Consider the following 16753-nt stretch of genomic DNA (forward strand, 5'->3'; position numbering starts at 1 on the left):
GCCGTAGCATCGCGCGGGCGCGGCCCGGCATGGTGGCGCATCATTAGCGAGCCGCCCGATGCCAGGATCCGACACCACCGCCTCCCCTTCCGTCCTCCCCGCGGCCCGGCCGGCGCGCTTCTTCGGCTGGCGCGTGGCCTGGGCGGCCTTCACAGTGGCGGTCTTCGGCTGGGGCATCGGCTTCTACGGCCCGCCCGTCTTCCTCTTCGCGGTGCATGAGGCGCGCGGCTGGCCGATCTGGCTGGTCTCCTCTGCGGTGACCTGCCACTTCCTGCTCGGCGCCTTCTTCGTCGCGAACCTGCCGGCGCTGCACCGGCGCTTCGGCGTCGCCGCCGTCACGCGGGCGGGCGGCGTGCTCTCCCTCGTCGGCATGCTGGGCTGGGCGCTGGCCCAGGCGCCCTGGCAGCTCTTCCTCGCCACCGCCGTCAGCGGCGCGGGATGGGCCATGACGGGCGCGGCCGCCATCAATGCGATGGTCTCGCCCTGGTTCGCCCGCCTGCGGCCGGCCGCACTCAGTACCGCCTATAACGGCGCCTCGGTCGGCGGCATCATCCTCTCTCCCCTCTGGGTCTTCGCGATCGGCGCGCTGGGCTTCCCGCTCTCCGCGGCGCTGATCGGCGGGCTGATGGCGGTGACGCTGTGGCTGCTGGCCGGCCGCTACTTCCGGCCGACCCCGGCCGAGCTCGGCCAGGCGCCGGACGGCGATGCGGTGGGCGCGGCGCCGTCCCGGCCCGTCTCCCGCCACACGCCCCTGCCCGGCCGCGCGCTGTGGCACAACCGGCGCTTCGTCACGCTGGTGCTGGCGAGCTCGCTCGGCCTCTTCGCGCAGATCGGGCTGATCGCGCATATGTTCTCGCTGATGGCGGGCCCGATGGGGCCGCGGATGGCCGGCCTGGCCGCCGGCCTCGCGACGGTCTGCGCCATCATCGGGCGGACCGCGCTGGGCTGGCTGCTCAGCCCCACGGCCGACCGGCGGGTCGCGGCCGCGGGCAATCACGGCCTCCAGGTGGTGGGCTCGCTGGTGCTGCTGGCCTCGGGCGGGACCGACGTGGTCCTGCTGCTGGCCGGCATCATGCTGTTCGGGTTGGGGCTGGGGAATGCGACCTCGCTGCCGCCGCTCATCGCCCAGCAGGACTTCTCGGCCGAGGACACGGCGCGGGCGGTGGCGCTGGTGACGGCCTGCGGCCAGGCCTCCTACGCCTTCGCGCCGGCCGTCTTCGGGCTGCTGCGCGAGTTCTCCGCGAATACCAACGCCTTCTTCCTCACGGCGGGGGCGATCCAGGTGCTGGCCGCGCTCGCCATGCTGACAGGCCGTCAGCCCTCGAGGTGAGGCCGTTGCCGGTGGCGGGCCAGCAGCCCGTCCACCGGCCCCAGGATCAGCGACACGATCCAGAGCGCGGCGGCGGCGAGCACGATCGCCGGGCCGCTCGGCAGGTCGGCATGGTAGGAAGCGAGCAGGCCGATCAGCGTGGCCGCGAGCGCCAGCCCGACCGAGGCGGAGACGAGGCCACCGACCTCGCGCGACCAGTGCCGCGCGCCGATGGCCGGCAGCATCATCAGCCCCACCGCCATCAGGCTCCCCACCGCCTGGAAGGCGGCGACGAGGTTGATCACCACCAGCGCCAGCAGCCCCAGATGCCAGACGCTGCCGCGCACGCCCACGGCCTGGGCGAAGGAGGGATCGAAGCATTCCAGGATCAGCGGCCGCCAGGCGACGGCGAGGAACAGCAGCGTCGCCGTCGCCGCGCCGCCCATCAGCAACAGCGCCGCGTCGTCCACGCCCAGCACCGAGCCGAAGAGCAGCTGCGTCAGCTCCACCGCGGAGCCTTTCCACGAGATGAGGGCGACGCCGGCGGCCAGCGCCGTCAGGTAGAGGCCCGCCAGCGCGGCGTCCTCGCGCCCGCCGGTGGCGCGGGCGATGGCGCCCGAGCCCAGCGCCACGATCAGCCCCGCGATCAGGCCGCCGAGCGCGAGTGCCGGCATCCAGAGGCCCGCGACCACGAAGCCCAGCGCGACCCCGGGCAGGATCCCGTGGGCCAGCACGTCGCCGGTCAGGCTCATGCGGCGCAGCATCAGGAAGACACCGAGCGGCGGCGCCGAGAGGCTGAGCGCCAGGCAGCCGATGAGCGCCCGGCGCAGGAAGCCGAACTCCGCGAAGGGGGCGATGAAGAGGTCCCAGATCATGCGATGCCTTCGGGAGAGGGCGGCGAGGCGGCGGCCGCGCTCAGGCCGCGCAGGCCTCGGCGCCTTCCGTCCAGGCCTCGGACATCATCCGCGCGCGCAGGCGATTCTCGGCCGAGAGGGCGGCCTCGGTCGGGCCTACGGCGATGCATTCGCGGGCGAGCAGCAGCGTCTCGGGGAATTCGCGGCGGACGAGGTCGAGGTCGTGCAGGACGGCGAGGATGCTGCGCCCCTCCCCGTGCCAGCGGCGCATCACGGCCAGTAGGTCGGTGGCGGTGCGGGCGTCGAGCGCGTTGAAGGGCTCGTCGAGCAGGATGATGGGCGCGTCCTGCAGCAGCAGCCGGGCGAAGAGCAGGCGCTGGAACTGGCCGGAGGAAAGGCTGCCCACCGGGCGACGGGCGAAGCCGTGCAGCCCCACCGCATCCAGCGCGGAATCGACGCGCTCGGGCCGCGGGGTCGCGCGGAAGGCGCCGCTCTCGGCCCAGAGCCCGAAGAGCACGGCATCCCGGCAGGTCAGGGGGAAGCTGCGGTCGAGCGCCGCCTGCTGCGGCAGCAGGCCGATCTGGCCGCGCGCCACGCCTTCGATCCGGCCGGAGGCCGGGGCGTGCAGGCCGGCGATGGCGCGCAGCAACGTCGACTTGCCGGCGCCGTTCGGCCCGACCACGGCCATCATGGCACCGGGCTTCAGCGCGAAGGAGACATGGTGCACGGCCGGCCGGCGGCCATGGGCCACGGTGAGGTCGCGGATGCGCAGCTCGGCGGGGTTCATGCGGCCAGCGCCCAGGCAATGGCCGCCCACAGCGCCGCGAGCAGCGCCGCCGCGAGGACGAGCCGCGACGCGATGCCGCTCGCCAGATCGAGGGGGTGGGACCATGTCGACATGATGTTATCCCGTAACATGGGTGCCTCGGGTCGCCAAGCAAGCCGGTGACGGGTTAGGATGCCGTCCATGTCCTCTCCTGACGACGCGCTGCGCGCGGCCCTGGCGCGGCACCGCGCCATTGCGACCTTCCTCCTTGTGGTCATGGGCGCCCTCACCTTCCTGGCCTATCGGCTGCCGCCCAACTTCTGGACCGAGCTCCTGGCGGCCTCCGCCAAGGCGGGCGTGGTGGGCGGCCTCGCCGACTGGTTCGCGGTGACGGCGCTGTTCCGGCGGCCCCTCGGCCTGCCCATCCCGCACACGGCCATCATCCCGCGGCAGAAGGAACGGCTGGGCCAGGGGCTCGGCCGCTTCGTCGCCAACCAGGTCTTCACCGAGGCCGAGCTGCGGCGCGTGATCGCGCGGCTGGATATCGGCGGCATCCTGGCGGGCTTCCTCGCCGATCCCAAGGCCTCGCGCCCCGCCGCCCAGGCGCTGGCCGCCGCGGTGCCGCGGCTGCTGCGCACGCTGGAGGACGGGCGGGCCCTGCGCCTCTCCGCCCGGCTGCTTCCCCGCGTCGCGGGCGGCCCCGGCGCCGCGAAGATCGTCGCGAAGGCCCTGCGCGCGCTCATGGCCGGCGGCCAGCACCAGGCGGTGTTCGACGTCGCCCTCGCCCAGCTCAAGATCGTGCTGGCGGCCAAGCAGGACGAGCTGCGCGACGCCATCAAGCGCCGCGTGCGCGAGCAGGGCGGCAAGCTGATGGGCTGGGCCGCCGGTGCGTATGTCGCGGACAAGGTCCTGGCCGTGCTGAATTCGGAGCTCGAGAAGGTGGAGCCGGGCGAATCCGACCTCCGCCTCGCCTTCGAGACCTGGATCGAGAGCGAGATCACTCGGCTGGAGAACGACCCCGAGCGCGCCGCCGCCCTCGGCCGCTCCCTCCGCGCGGCGCTGTCGCATCCCTCGGTCGCGGAATGGCTCGGCGACGTCTGGGTCCGGCTGCGCGACGCGATCGCGGCCGATGCGGCCGATCCGGAGGGCCGCACCATCGGCTTCCTACAGACCGCGCTGGTCAATACCGGCACCTTCCTGGCCGAGGACGAGGCGGCGCGCGCCCGTCTGAACGGCGCCGTGGAGGCCGCCTTCGCGACGCTGGTCCCCTCCGCCCAGGCACGCCTCGCCGAGTTCATCGCCGGCGTCGTGAAGAGCTGGGATACCGCCGAGGTGACGGAGAAGATCGAGCTCCGCGTCGGCAAGGACCTGCAATACGTCCGCATCAACGGGACCGTCGTGGGCTTCCTGGCGGGCGGCGCGCTCTATCTGCTCATCTTCGCGCTGAACGACGGGAGGGTGATCCACTGATGCTGACGCCGCTGAGCTCCTTCGACGAACTGTCCCTCGGGCAGGACTTCGCCTTCGGCTCCTTCGCCCTGAGCCAGGAAGAGATCATCGCCTATGCCGAGAAGTTCGACCCGCAGCCCTTCCACCTCGACCCCGAGGCCGCGAAGGCCGCGCCGCTCTTCGGCGGCCTGGTGGCGAGCGGGCTGCACACCATGGGCGCCTGCTTCGGCCTGATCATGGGCAGCGGCCTCTGGCGCGCCATCAGCCTGGGCGGCAGCCAGATCGACACGAAATGGCCGGCGCCGCTGCGCCCGGACGAGACGGTCGCCGTCACGGGGGTGGTGGAGACGCTGAAGCCCTCGAAGTCCAAGCCCGAGCTCGGCGTCGCCACCATGCGCTACACGGGCACGCGCCTCGCGGACCAGAAGCCCGTCATCGAGATGATCGCGACGCATTTCCTGCGTCGCTGAGGCGCGGTAACCGGGATGACCGTGCGGATGCCGCCGGTCATTCCATCGAAAGGTTGAGCGCCCGCACGAGCGGCACCCAGCGCTCCCGGTCGCGATCCATATAGGCATCGACGGCCGCCCCCTCCCGCGGCGGGAGAAGGAGGAGGCCCGTCGGCTCGAAGCGGGCACGCAGCTCGCCCTGGGCAAGGATCCGGTTCGTCGCTTCCCGCAGCCTTCCGACGACAGGGGCCGGCGTCGCCCGCGGCAGGGCCAACCCGTACCAGCCCAGCGCCTGGAAATCGGGAAAGCCGCTCTCCGCCACCGTCGGCACGTCCGGCAGCACGGAGACGCGCGCCTCCGAGGTGACGGCCAGGGGGACGACACGGCCGGCCTGGATATTGGGCACGGCGCCGGAGATGACCTCGGACATCATCTGCACGTCTCCGCCGATGACCGAGAGCATGGCCGCCGCGCTGCCCGGATAGGGCACGTGAACCAGCTGGATGCCCGCCGCCTTGGCGAACATCTCCCCCGCCAGGTGCAGCGAGGTGGCGATGCCGGAGGAGGAGAAGTTCACCCGGCCCGGATGGCTGCGCGCGTAGCTCACCAGCTCCGCCAGGCTGCGCGCGGGGAACTGCGTGTTCACGACGAAGACGACCGGCACCTCGGCCATGATGGAAACCATCGTGAAGTCCCGCACCGGATCGTAGGGCAGGTTCCGCTGGAGGCTCGGATTCAGGACGAAGGTCGTGCCGGTGCCGAGCAGCATGGTGTAGCCGTCGGGCCGCGCCGTGGCGACGGCCTGCGCCCCGATCGCGGTGCCGGCGCCGCCGCGGTTCTCCACGATGACCGGCTGCCCGAACTCGCGGGAAAGCTGTTCCGCAAAGGCGCGTCCGAGGAGGTCATTCGTCGCGCCGGGCGGATAGGGCACCACCAGGCGCAGCGGGTGATCCGGATATTGCGCGGAGGCCTTGAAGGGCAGGACGAGCGCGCAGGCGGCGGCGAGCGCGTAGACGAAGGAATGTAGGCGCATGAAGGCGTCTCTCTCCGAGATCGGTTCTTGTTCCTGGACGTCCTGGCGGGCCTGGATCAGGCGGCGGCGGCCCGATCCAGCTCGGTCGCGCCGGCCTTCAGCATGGGGATCAGCTCGCGGCCGAACTCGGTGGTATCGGCCACCGGATCGAAGCCGCGGATGAGGAAGGAGCCGACGCCCAGCTCGTAGTATTTGAGCATCGCATCCGCCACCTGCCGAGGCGTTCCCACAAGGCAGGAGGTGTTGCCCTTGGCGCCGGTCGCCTTGGCGATGGGGAGCCAGAGGCGTTCGTCATGCACGTCGCCGCGCGCGGCGATGGCGAGCATCCGCTCCGCCGACTTGTCCTGGGCATGCCGCGGCAGGCCGGCGTTCTCGAGGTCCTGCAGCATCTTTCGGGCCTTGTCCCAGGCCTGCCCCTCGGTGGGCGCGATGATGGGGCGGAAGGAGATGTTGAAGCCCGGGGCACGGCCGAATTTTGCGGCACGTCGGCGGAAATCCGCCATGCGCTCGGCGGTCTCCTTCAGCGGCTCGCCATAGAGGGCGTAGCAATCGCAGTGCTCGGCGCCCATCTCGATGGCCGCTTCGGAGGAGCCGCCGAAGAACAGCTTGGGATAGGGCTGCTGCAACGGCTTCACCGCGCTCCAGGCACCGTTGAACCTGTAGTAGCGGCCCGCATGGTCGAAGGGTGTGCTCGAGGTCCAGAGCTTGCGGATGACGCCCAGATACTCGGCGGCCCGCGCGTAGCGGTCGTCCTTCGACAGGAAATCGCCTTCGCTCTCCTGCTCCTTGTCGGTCACGCCGGCGATGATGTGCATCGACAGGCGGCCATTGGAGAGATGGTCGAAGGTCGCGGCCGCGCGCGCGGCCAGGGTCGGCGAGACGATGCCGGGGCGATGGGCGATCAGATAGGACAACGTCTTCGTATGGGCCGCGGCATAGGAGGCAACATTGAAACCCTCGGCCGACGACGAATAATACCCGACCAGAACCTGATCAAATCCCGCATTCTCGTGGGTCTGGGCGAATTCCTTCAGGAAAGAAGGCGATACGCCGCCGGCAATGACATGCAGGGTTGTTCCCTTCGGGGGCTCGACCCCGATCATTCCGATAACTCTCACCGACATGCGGATGCTTCCTCTATATTTTTATGATTCATCATTCTGCTCCACGCTCGATGAATTGGAGCACGGAAGGCGCAGATCAAATTCTTGGACGACCCATCCTTGTCCGAACGGACACCTCGGACAAACAAATATTTTAGATATGTTTTGGATCGAATTTTTCGATACGATGGGCTGCCCGAGAGAGATCAAAGCCGTCGATGAACATCAAACAGCTTGAGGCCTTCCTCGCGATCGCCCGACACGGAAGCTTCGTGGAGGCGGCCGAAAGGCTCAACCTGACGCAGTCGACCGTTTCCGCCCGGATCAAGGAGCTGGAGCAGGACCTCGCCGTTCCCCTGTTCGATCGAACGCGGCGCCAGATCCAGTTGACGCCTAAGGGCCGCGAGCTGCTGGACTATGCGGATCGCGCCCTGGCGCTGCAGCAGGAAATCAAGCGCCGCATCGGCTCGCCGGAGGCACTGGCCGGCGTGGTGCGCATCGGTGTCGCGGAGCTCATCGCCGTGACCTGGCTGCCGCGCTTCACCGCGATGGTGCGTGAGCGCTATCCCGCCGTCACCCTGCAATTCGAAGTGGCGATGAACCCGTCCATGCTCAACGGCGTGCGATCCGGGGATCTCGACATCGGGCTCATCATCCAGCCGGAGCGGCAGACGGAGCTGGAGATGCGGCACCTCGGCACCGTCCCCTTCGCCTGGATGGCCGGCACCAGCTTTGAGTTGCCCGAGCGCGCCGTGACGGCCGAGGACCTGCGGCGCTGGCCGATCATCTATCAGAGCGCCGATTCCTACATGAACCAGCTGATGAACTCGATCCTGTACCCCGGGGGCGGAGGGCGCCGGAGCGGGACCTCCTGCAACAGCCTGGCGGCGCGCATCTCGCTGACCGCCGCGGGCCTCGGCGTCAGCCTCATGCCGCTGACGACACTAGGACGGGACATCCAGGAGGGACGCCTCCGCATTCTGCCGATCGAGCCGCGCCATGTGGAGGTCAGCTACAGCGCGGTATGCGCGATCTCGGACAGCGCGCCGGGCTTCCGCCTGCTCATGGACCTGGCGGTGGCGGCCAGTTCATTCCAGGGCGTCGCGGAGGTTTCCACGCCCCCCGCTCCGCTGGCATCCGGCGAAGCCTTTCCAGGCGAAAGCGGCGGCCCTCCATAGCCTTGTGGGCCGTGCGACACCGTCGGCGCCCAAAAACGAAAAAGGCGGGCCCGGTTGCCCGGGCCCGCCCTTCACGGCGCGTCGGCGATCAGCCGGCGGCCTTCATGATCTCGTCGGCCACGTTGCGCGGCACGGGATCGTAGTGGTGGAACTGCATGGAGAAGGACGCGCGGCCCTTCGTCATGCCACGCAGGTTGGAGATGTAGCCGAACATCTCCTTCAGCGGCACGTGCGCCCGGACGATGACCGAGGTGCCGGCCATGTCCTGGTTCTGGATCACGCCACGGCGGCGGTTGAGATCGCCCACCACGTCACCGACGTGATCCTGCGGCGTCGTGACCTCGACGTCCATGATCGGCTCGAGGATGACCGGGCCGGCCTTCTTCATGCCCTCACGGAAGCAGGCCTTGCCGGCGATTTCGAAGGCCAGGGCCGACGAGTCGACGTCATGGTACTTGCCGTCCACCAGGCTGAACTTGAAGTCCACCGTGGGGAAGCCAGCGAGCACGCCCGTATCGGCCTGCACCTTGATGCCCTTGTCGACCGCCGGGATGTACTCCTTCGGCACCGAACCACCGACGATCGCGTTCACGAACTCGATGCCCGAATTCCGCTCCATCGGCTCGAAGGTGATCTTCACCTCGGCGTACTGGCCCGAACCGCCCGACTGCTTCTTGTGGGTGTAGGTCTCGGTGTGCGGCTTGGTGATCGTCTCGCGATAGGCAACCTGCGGCGCGCCGATGTTGCAGTCCACGCCATACTCGCGGCGCAGGCGGTCCACGATGATGTCGAGGTGCAGCTCGCCCATGCCGGAGAGGATGGTCTGGCCCGTCTCCTGATCGGTCTTCACGCGCAGCGAGGGATCCTCGCCGGCCAGCTTCTGCAGGCCGAGCGTCATCTTCTCGACGGCTTCCTTGGTCTTCGGCTCGACCGAGATGTCGATGACGGGGACCGGGAAGGCCATGCGCTCGAGCACCACGGGATCCTCGGCCGAGGCCAGGGTGTCACCCGTCTGCGTGTCCTTCAGGCCGACGAAGGCGGCGATGTCGCCGGCGACGACTTCCTTGATCTCCTCACGCTTATCGGCGTGCATCTGGAACATGCGGCCGATGCGCTCCTTGTGACCCTTGGCCGTGTTCAGGACCGTGTCACCCTGGCGGAGAATGCCGGAATAGACGCGCACGAAGGTGAGGTTGCCGTACTTGTCGTTGATGATCTTGAAGGCCAGACCGGCGAAGGGGCCATCCGCCTTGACGGGGATGACGCGGCGCTCGGCGTTCTCGTCCTCGCCCTCCTCGGGGGCCACCTTGATGCCCTCGACGTCGACCGGGCTCGGCAGGTAGTCGACCACGGCGTCGAGCAGGGGCTGCACGCCCTTGTTCTTGAAGGACGAGCCGCAGACCACGGGGCGGAACTCGCCCGAGATCGTGCCCTTCTTGATGCAGCGCTTCAGGGTCTCGATCGAGACGTCGCCCTTGTCGAAATACTCTTCCATCGCCGTCTCATCGACGCCGACGACGGTGTCGAGCAGCTTCTGGCGGTACTCGGCGGCCTTGTCGGCGAGATCGGCGGGGATGTCGACGACGTTGAACTTCGCGCCGAGCTCGTCGCCCTCCCAGATCAGGGCCTTCATCTGGACCAGGTCAACGATGCCCTGGAGGTTGTCCTCGATGCCGACGGGAATCTGGAGCGCGACCCAGTTGATGCCGAGCTTCTCGGTGAGCGTCGCGGCGGCCTTGTAGAAGTCGGCGCCGGTGCGGTCGAGCTTGTTGACGTAGATGATGCGCGGCACGTTGTAGCGGTCGGCCAGGCGCCAGTTGGTCTCGGACTGCGGCTGCACGCCGGCCACGCCCTCGATGACGAAGACCGCGCCGTCGAGCACGCGCAGCGAGCGGTTCACCTCGATGTTGAAGTCGATATGGCCCGGGGTGTCGATGACGTTGATGCGGTGGCCGTTCCACTCGGCGGTCACGGCCGCGGAGGTGATCGTGATTCCGCGCTCGCGCTCCTGCGCCATGTAGTCGGTCGTGGTGTTGCCGTCATGCACCTCGCCGAGCTTGTGGCTCTTGCCGGTGTAGTAGAGGATCCGCTCGGTCGTCGTCGTCTTCCCCGCATCGATATGCGCGGTAATCCCGATATTGCGAATCTTGTCGAGCGGAGCGTGAGCCACTTTAGGCCTCCATGCGGCAAGGCAGGACAGCGCCTCTCGGCACCGCCTGCCCCATCTCTTACGGTCAAATATGTACAGTGCCGGGGAAATGCCCTCTCCAGACCGGATTTGCAAGACATGACTTGCAGATCGGCCCAGCGACCCCACCCGGGATTGCTTCTTGTAGCACGGGACGGCGCGGCAAGGCGAGGTTATCGCGAAAGCGGGCACCAAGGCGGGCCGGATCGGATGTCTCCGCCGGCCCGGGGGCCGCGGCCTCCGAAGAGGCCGCGGAAGTGGTTCAGCGCAGCCCGGCGCAGAACTTCTGGATGCGCTTGCAGGCTTCCGTCAGCAGCTCGTCGCTGGTGGCGTAGCTGATGCGGAAATGGCCGGGGAACATGAAGGCCGAGCCGTGCACGGCGGCCACGCCGGCCTCGTCCAGCAGCGCGATCACGAAGTCCTCGTCCGTCTCGATCTTCTTGCCGCCGGCGCTGGTCTTGCCGAGGCAGCCGTTCACCGAGGGGAAGACGTAGAAGGCGCCCTCGGGGTTGATGCAGCGGATGCCCGGGGCCTCGTTGAGCATGCCGACCACGAGGTCGCGACGGCGCTCATAGACCACGCGCATCGCCTCCACGCTCTCCTGCGGGCCGTTCAGCGCGGCGACGGCGGCGGCCTGGCTGATGGAGCTGGTGCTGCTGGTGGACTGGCTCTGCAGCTTGTCCATCGCCTTGGTCAGCGACAGGGGCGCGCCGGCGAAGCCGATGCGCCAGCCGGTCATCGCGAAGGCCTTGGAGCAGCCGTTCATGGTGACCGTGCGCTCGTAGAGCTTCGGCTCCACCGCGGCGATGGTCGAGCCCTGGAAGCCGCCATAGACCAGCTTCTCGTAGATGTCGTCGGTGAAGACCCAGACATTGGGGTGGCGCAGCAGCACCTCGGCCAGGGCCTTCAGCTCGGCCTTGGAATAGGCGGCGCCCGTGGGGTTCGAGGGGTTGTTGAGGATCAGCCACTTGGTCTTGGGCGTGATCGCGGCCTCGAGCTGCTCGGGCGTCAGCTTGAAGCCCTGGTTCTGCCCGGCGGAGACGATCACGGGCTTGCCGCCGGCGAGCGCCACGATGTCCGGGTAGGAGACCCAGCACGGGGCGGGGATGATCGCCTCGTCACCCTCGTTCAGGGTGGCGAGCATGGCGTTGAAGATCACCTGCTTGCCGCCGGTGGAGACGATGATCTGCTCCGGCTTGTAGTCCAGCCCGTGCTCGCGCTTGAAGTAGCCGGCGGCGGCCTGGCGCAGCGCCGGCGTGCCCGCGACGTCCGTGTAGCGCGTGTCGCCGGCCTGGATGGCGGCGATGGCGGCGTCCTTGATGTGCTGCGGCGTCTCGAAGTCCGGCTCGCCGGCCGAGAGGCCGATCACGTCTTTCCCCGCTGCCTTCAGCTCGCGCGCCTTCGTGGAAATCGCGATGGTCTGGGAGGCGGAGATGCGGTTGAGCCGTTCGGCGATCAGGTTCATGACGGATCCTACGGGAGGCACGCGGAATTTCGCGGCGGCGGACCCTAAGCCCACCGCGCGCGCCGTTCAACCCGCGCGCCCGCGAATCGCCCATGCAACGGCGCCGGCCAGGCTCGCGAACCCCAGCAGGACGACGGCCAGGGCATTGGCCTCCGGCGTCATGCCGAGGCGCAGCTGCGAGAAGAGGTAGACGGGCAGCGTCGTCGCCCCCGGCCCGGAGACGAAGCTCGCCACCACCACGTCGTCCAGCGAAAGCGTGAAGGCCAGCAGCCAGCCGGCCGCGAGGCTCGGCCAGATCAGCGGCAGCGTGACGGTGCGGAAAGTGACGAAGGACGTCGCCCCGAGGTCGGCCGCGGCCTCCTCCAACCGGGGATCGAGCGCGGCCAGCCGCGCCTGCACCAGCACCGCCACATAGGCCATGCCCAGCGCCGAATGGGCGAGCCAGACCGTCACCGCGCCGCGCTGGGAGGGCCAGCCCGTCAGCGCTTGGAGGCCCACGAAGAGCAGCAGCAGCGCGAGACCGGTCACCACCTCAGGCAGGACCAGGGGCGCGCCGGCCAGGGCGCCGAAGACCGGCCGACCGACGAAGGGACCGTGCCGCGCCAGGACCCAGCCCAGCGCCAGGCCCAGCAGCGTCGCGAGGCTCGCGGCCGCCATGCCCACGCGCAGCGAGAGCCAGGCGGCCTCCAGGATGCGCTCGTTGCGGGCCAGGGCGCCGAACCAGCGCAGCGAGAAGCCGCCCCATTCGAAGGGGGTGCGGCTGTCCGAGAAGGCATAGGCCGCCAGCAGCAGGACCGGCGCCCAGAGGAAGAGGAGGCCGAGGGTGAGGAGCGCCCGCCTCATTTCGCCACCGACAGCCGCTGGTAGAGGGCGATGGGCACCAGCAGCAGGGCCAGCAGCGCCGTCGAAAGCGCCGCCGCCGCCGGCCAGTCGCGCGTCTGGAAGAACTCGCCCCAGATGGCGCGGCCGATGAGCATGGAATCGGGCGCGCCCAGCATCTCGGGGATCACCACCTCCCCCGCCGCCGGGATGAAGACCAGCAGGAAGGCCGCCGCCGCGGCCGGGGCGGCGAGCGGCAAGGTGACGGTGGCGAAGACGGTGGCCGGCCGCGCGCCGAGATCGGCCGCCGCCTCTTCCAGGGAAAGGTCGCGCTTGGCCAGCGCGGCGGTCAGCGGCAGCACGGCGAAGGGAAGATACGAATGCACCATGCCGAGCAGCAGCGCGCCATCCGAATAGAGCAGCGGCAGGGGCTCGGCGATGACACCCAGCTGCATGAGCACGCCGTTGATCCAGCCATTGTCGCGCAGCAGCCCGACCCAGGCGGTCAGGCGCAGTACGAAGCCCGTCCAGAAGGGCAGCAGCACCAGGGCCAGCAGCAGGGGCTGGCGGCCGGGCGGGGCGCTGGCGATGCCCATCGCCATGGCGAAGCCCAGCACGAGGCAAAGCGCGGCCGTCACGCTGGCCAGACGCAGCGAGCGCAGGAAGGTGTCGAGGTAGAAGCTGTCCTCGAAGATCAGCCCCCAGGCCTCCAGGCTGCCCTGCCAGCCGTCGCGGCCGATCGGCGGGATGACGGGCGGCACCCCGCTGTCGGGCGTGCCGAAGCCCATGCCGATCACGATGGCGAGGGGCGTGGCGACGAGGCCCAGCAGCGCCAGCCAGGCGAGGCCGCGCGTCATGCAGCAAGCGGCGCGAGGGCCGCGGCATCCCAGGCGAGATGGAGGCTCGCCCCCGGCTCGGGCAGCGGCGCGCCGGCCGGCAGGATGACGCGCAGCAGCGGCCCGCCCTCCACCTGCGCGAGCAGCACGGCGTCGCCGCCGCGGAAAGCCAGGTCGGCGACGCGGGCGGTGACACCGTTGGCCTCAGGCGGATGATCCACGCGGCGGATACGCTCCGGCCGCAGCGCATAGGCCGGCGCCGGCGTCTCGGCCCGCAGCGGCAGCGTGCCGGCCTCGATGACATTCGCCGCCCCCAGGAAACGCGCGATGGAGCGCGTCGCCGGCCGCTCGTAGAGCTCGCGGGGCGCGGCCACCTGGGCAATGCGGCCCTGTTCCAGCACCGCCACGCGATCGGCCAGGGCCAGCGCCTCGGCCTGGTCATGCGTCACCATCACGAAACTCGCACCGAGGCGCCGCTGCAGCGCGCGCAGCTCCAGCCCCGTGCGCTCGCGCAGGCCGGAATCGAGCGCGCCCAGCGGCTCGTCCAGCAGGATCAGCGAGGGGCGGCGCGCCAGCGCGCGGGCCAGCGCCACACGCTGTTGCTGCCCGCCCGAGAGCTGGCGCGGCCGGCGCGCCTCCATGCCCGCGAGGCCGACCAGCGCCACCAGCTCCGCCACCCGGGCCGCGATGGCCGCCCTGCCCTCGCCCGCGCGCCGCAGCCCATAGGCGATGTTGTCGGCGACGCTGAGATGCGGGAACAGCGCGTAGGACTGGAACATCATCGCGACGTCGCGCGCCGGCGGCGGGTCGCGCGTGATATCGGCGCCGCGCAGCAGCACGCGCCCGGCATCCGGGGGCTCGAAACCCGCCACGACGCGCAGCAGCGTGGACTTGCCCGAGCCGGAGCCGCCGAGCAGGGCGAAGAACTCGCCCGCGCCGATCTCCAGCGAGAGGTTGTCCAGCGCGGCGACCGCGCCGAAGCGCCGGGTCACCCCTTCCAGGGCGAGTAGGCTCACCGGCCGGCCTTGAAGCGCGCCCAGAGGCGCGACCGCGCCCGCTCGCCGGCCTGGGCCGGCGTCCCCGCCACGAAGCCGCGCGCCAGCACGGCCGGGTCGGGGAAGAGGATCGGATCGTCCCGCATCTCGGGCGGCAGCAGCGCGCGCGAGGCGGGCACCGCGTTCGGGAAGCGCACCTGGCGGGTGATCCCGGCCATGACGTCGGGCTGCAGCAGGAAGTTGATGAAGGCATGCGCGGCCGCGGGGTTGGGCGCATCCGCCGGGATGGCCAGCATGTCGAACCAGAGCTGCGCGCCCTCGCGCGGCATCACGTAGCTCACCTCGTGCGACCGCCCGGCCGCCCGCGCCCGGCCCATCGCCTGGATCACGTCGCCGGAATAGGAGAAAGCGAGGCAGATCTCGCCCTGCGCCAGCGCGTCGATGATGGCGGGCGGCGAAGGGATCGAGCGCAGATGGGGCCGGATCGCCAGCAGCGCGCGCTGCGCCCGGTCGAGATCGGCCGATGCCGTGCTGTCCGGATCGGCGCCGACATGGCGGAGCACGGAGGGCAGCACGTCGATCGCGCTGTCCATCACGGCGATGCCGCAGCGCGCGATGCGGCGCGCATGCTCGGGGTTCAGCAGCAGCTCCAGGCTGTCCAGGGGCGCGTCGGGCGCGACCTCGCGGATGCGGGCCGCGTTCATGCCGAGGCCGACGGTGCCCCAGAGGTAGATCGCGCCATGGCGGTTCCCCTCATCCACGGCGGCGACGCGGGCCATCATCGCCGGGTCGAGATTGGCGAAGTTGGGCAGCAGCGCGCGGTCGAGCGGACGGAGCGCGCCGGTCCGCACCAGGCGGTTGAAGGCGGGCTCGCTGGTCGGGACCACGATGTCGTAGCCCGAACGCCCGGCGGAGAGCTTTCCTTCGAGCGTCTCCAGCGTGTCGTAGACGTCGTAGCGGACGCGGATGCCCGTCTCGCGCTGGAAGCGCTCGATGGCTGCGGAGTCGATGTAGTCGGCCCAGTTGTAGATGTTCAGCACGGGCTGGGCCTGCGCGCGCGCAGGCGGCACGAAGGCGGCGGGGGCGAGCAGGAGCGCGAGGCTCAGCAGCAGACGGCGCATGGGGAGTCTCCGGAGCCGGGGCCTCCCGGCTATGCGGCAGGACGGCCGGTTTCACAATATCGCCGTGGCCCGGCGGTTTCTTCTTGAAGTTCTTATTTTGTTCTTTTAGAGAAGCCGGGCCAAGGGGCGTATTGCGCCCGGCGCCTCGCCGCCCCCTCCCCAGCTTCGCTTTTCCCATTCTGGCCGCCTTCCGCGGCCCCAGGAGACGCATGCCCATGCCCTCCCTCGCGACCGACCTCATGCCGCGCATCCAGTCCGCGCGATTCAACCTCTGGGCACTACCGGAGCGCGGATCCGAAGGCGGCGATCATGGCCGATGGCTATTTCGCTCCCGCCACCGGAAGGCTGCGCGCGGGCGATGTGATGATCGTGGAGGCCTCCGACGCCCTGAGCCTGCTGCCGGTGCGCGGCCAGGCCGCCCTCGGCACGGGCTTCGCGTTCGATGGCGCGGTGACGCCTCTCGCCCTGACCGTAAGCCCCAGCCAGACGCTGCGCCTGGTCCAGACGGCGGGCGCGACCTTCGCCAGCCTCCTGCTCACGCCGCTGGTGGCGGGCGCGCTCCTCGCCCTTCCCGTCGCCGCGCGGGCCGATTCCCTGCCCTGGCCCGCCGCGAAGACCTTGTCCTGCCCGGGCCAGAAGACCCCCGCGCCGCCCGTCACGGCGACCGCCTGAACCAGCAGAAGGAATCCTCCATGAGCTCCCTCACCGATCATGCCGGGAATATCCTCGCCCGCGCGCTGTGGGGCGTTCGCCCATGCTGCCGGGTGCCGTCTATCTCAAGCTCGGCACCGGCGGTGGCGCCGCCGCCGGCCTCTTCGACGTGCCCTCGGGCGGGAATGCGCTCACCTGGTCGGCGCTGGCCACGCCCGTCGCGGTGACGCGCAGCGGCACGGTCACAATCGCCGCCGGCGCTGCGGATCGCGGACGAATAGGTCCCGGGCGCGCGGCGCCCGCTCTCAGCGAGGCGCCCGCGCGCCCCACTTGATCAGCCGGATCGCAGGAAATACCCAGATAAACCCAGTAAGCGCGTAATAAACGACCTGTATCGTCCAGTGCAGATTCACAAAAAAATCGCCCACCGCCACAACGACCGCGATATAGACGATGAAACCAACGATACCGGCGAGCAGCGCGATCTTGCCTCGTGACATGGTAATGACAGAACCTTTTCGAGAAACTTCACGGGCA

The 16753-nt window shown here is 70.0% G+C and carries 17 protein-coding genes; 6 read left to right on the top strand and 11 right to left on the bottom strand.

Going from position 1 to position 16753, the window contains the following annotated elements:
* Positions 1-58 precede the first annotated feature (58 nt).
* A complete protein-coding gene (locus KHU32_RS19415; protein ID WP_213671821.1) occupies positions 59-1330 on the top strand; it encodes an MFS transporter in 1272 nt (423 codons plus the stop codon).
* Here the strand turns inward: KHU32_RS19415 and KHU32_RS19420 are convergent.
* Together KHU32_RS19420 and KHU32_RS19425 are read right to left on the bottom strand one after the other, a co-directional pair.
* Entirely contained in the window at positions 1315-2184 is an 870-nt protein-coding gene (locus KHU32_RS19420; RefSeq protein ID WP_213671822.1) for a metal ABC transporter permease, read from the bottom strand. The genes KHU32_RS19415 and KHU32_RS19420 overlap by 16 nt on opposite strands.
* Before the next feature lie 40 nt (positions 2185-2224).
* The gene (locus KHU32_RS19425) at positions 2225-2950 is read right to left on the bottom strand and encodes a metal ABC transporter ATP-binding protein (RefSeq protein WP_213671823.1); all 726 of its coding nucleotides are present in this window, start codon (positions 2948-2950) and stop codon (positions 2225-2227) included.
* 180 nt (positions 2951-3130) lie between these two features.
* Between KHU32_RS19425 and KHU32_RS19430 the strand changes: the two genes are divergently transcribed.
* The gene (locus KHU32_RS19430) at positions 3131-4399 is read left to right on the top strand and encodes a DUF445 domain-containing protein (protein ID WP_249681410.1); all 1269 of its coding nucleotides are present in this window, start codon (positions 3131-3133) and stop codon (positions 4397-4399) included.
* Positions 4399-4848, top strand: coding sequence for a MaoC/PaaZ C-terminal domain-containing protein (locus KHU32_RS19435; RefSeq protein ID WP_213671825.1), 450 nt, complete (start codon positions 4399-4401; stop codon positions 4846-4848). The genes KHU32_RS19430 and KHU32_RS19435 overlap by 1 nt, the downstream gene beginning before the upstream one ends.
* Before the next feature lie 37 nt (positions 4849-4885).
* On the opposite strand, the gene KHU32_RS19440 is transcribed toward KHU32_RS19435, so the two are convergent.
* The gene (locus KHU32_RS19440) at positions 4886-5860 is read right to left on the bottom strand and encodes a Bug family tripartite tricarboxylate transporter substrate binding protein (protein WP_213671826.1); all 975 of its coding nucleotides are present in this window, start codon (positions 5858-5860) and stop codon (positions 4886-4888) included.
* 56 nt (positions 5861-5916) lie between these two features.
* The gene (locus KHU32_RS19445; RefSeq protein WP_213671827.1) at positions 5917-6984 is read right to left on the bottom strand and encodes an LLM class flavin-dependent oxidoreductase; all 1068 of its coding nucleotides are present in this window, start codon (positions 6982-6984) and stop codon (positions 5917-5919) included.
* A 197-nt stretch (positions 6985-7181) separates the two neighbouring features.
* On the opposite strand from KHU32_RS19445, the gene KHU32_RS19450 reads away from it, so the two are divergent.
* Entirely contained in the window at positions 7182-8141 is a 960-nt protein-coding gene (locus KHU32_RS19450; protein ID WP_213671828.1) for a LysR family transcriptional regulator, read from the top strand.
* A gap of 88 nt (positions 8142-8229) precedes the next feature.
* Here the strand turns inward: KHU32_RS19450 and fusA are convergent, their stop codons facing one another.
* From fusA to KHU32_RS19480, 6 genes are all read right to left on the bottom strand, one after another.
* Positions 8230-10311, bottom strand: a complete 2082-nt coding sequence (fusA, locus tag KHU32_RS19455) for an elongation factor G (protein ID WP_213671829.1) — start codon at positions 10309-10311, stop codon at positions 8230-8232.
* Positions 10312-10591: 280 nt separating this feature from the next.
* On the bottom strand, positions 10592-11794 hold the full coding sequence (locus KHU32_RS19460; protein ID WP_213671830.1) for a pyridoxal phosphate-dependent aminotransferase: 1203 nt from the start codon (positions 11792-11794) through the stop codon (positions 10592-10594).
* 66 nt (positions 11795-11860) lie between these two features.
* Positions 11861-12637, bottom strand: a complete 777-nt coding sequence (locus tag KHU32_RS19465) for an ABC transporter permease (protein WP_213671831.1) — start codon at positions 12635-12637, stop codon at positions 11861-11863.
* On the bottom strand, positions 12634-13470 hold the full coding sequence (locus KHU32_RS19470; RefSeq protein WP_213671832.1) for an ABC transporter permease: 837 nt from the start codon (positions 13468-13470) through the stop codon (positions 12634-12636). The genes KHU32_RS19465 and KHU32_RS19470 overlap by 4 nt, the downstream gene beginning before the upstream one ends.
* A complete protein-coding gene (locus KHU32_RS19475; protein ID WP_213671833.1) occupies positions 13467-14465 on the bottom strand; it encodes an ABC transporter ATP-binding protein in 999 nt (332 codons plus the stop codon). The genes KHU32_RS19470 and KHU32_RS19475 overlap by 4 nt, the downstream gene beginning before the upstream one ends.
* On the bottom strand, positions 14462-15565 hold the full coding sequence (locus KHU32_RS19480; RefSeq protein ID WP_213671834.1) for an extracellular solute-binding protein: 1104 nt from the start codon (positions 15563-15565) through the stop codon (positions 14462-14464). The genes KHU32_RS19475 and KHU32_RS19480 overlap by 4 nt, the downstream gene beginning before the upstream one ends.
* Before the next feature lie 309 nt (positions 15566-15874).
* On the opposite strand from KHU32_RS19480, the gene KHU32_RS19485 reads away from it, so the two are divergent.
* Positions 15875-16237 carry a hypothetical protein gene (locus tag KHU32_RS19485; RefSeq protein WP_213671835.1) on the top strand — a complete coding sequence of 121 codons (363 nt, stop codon included), beginning with the start codon at positions 15875-15877 and terminating at the stop codon, positions 16235-16237.
* Between the two features lie 82 nt (positions 16238-16319).
* Positions 16320-16550 carry a hypothetical protein gene (locus KHU32_RS19490; RefSeq protein ID WP_213671836.1) on the top strand — a complete coding sequence of 77 codons (231 nt, stop codon included), beginning with the start codon at positions 16320-16322 and terminating at the stop codon, positions 16548-16550.
* On the opposite strand, the gene KHU32_RS19495 is transcribed toward KHU32_RS19490, so the two are convergent.
* Positions 16522-16716 carry a DUF2842 domain-containing protein gene (locus tag KHU32_RS19495; RefSeq protein WP_213671837.1) on the bottom strand — a complete coding sequence of 65 codons (195 nt, stop codon included), beginning with the start codon at positions 16714-16716 and terminating at the stop codon, positions 16522-16524. The genes KHU32_RS19490 and KHU32_RS19495 overlap by 29 nt on opposite strands.
* Positions 16717-16753 lie beyond the last annotated feature (37 nt).

This window comes from Roseococcus pinisoli, from assembly GCF_018413645.1.
GTDB lineage: Bacteria > Pseudomonadota > Alphaproteobacteria > Acetobacterales > Acetobacteraceae > Roseococcus > Roseococcus pinisoli.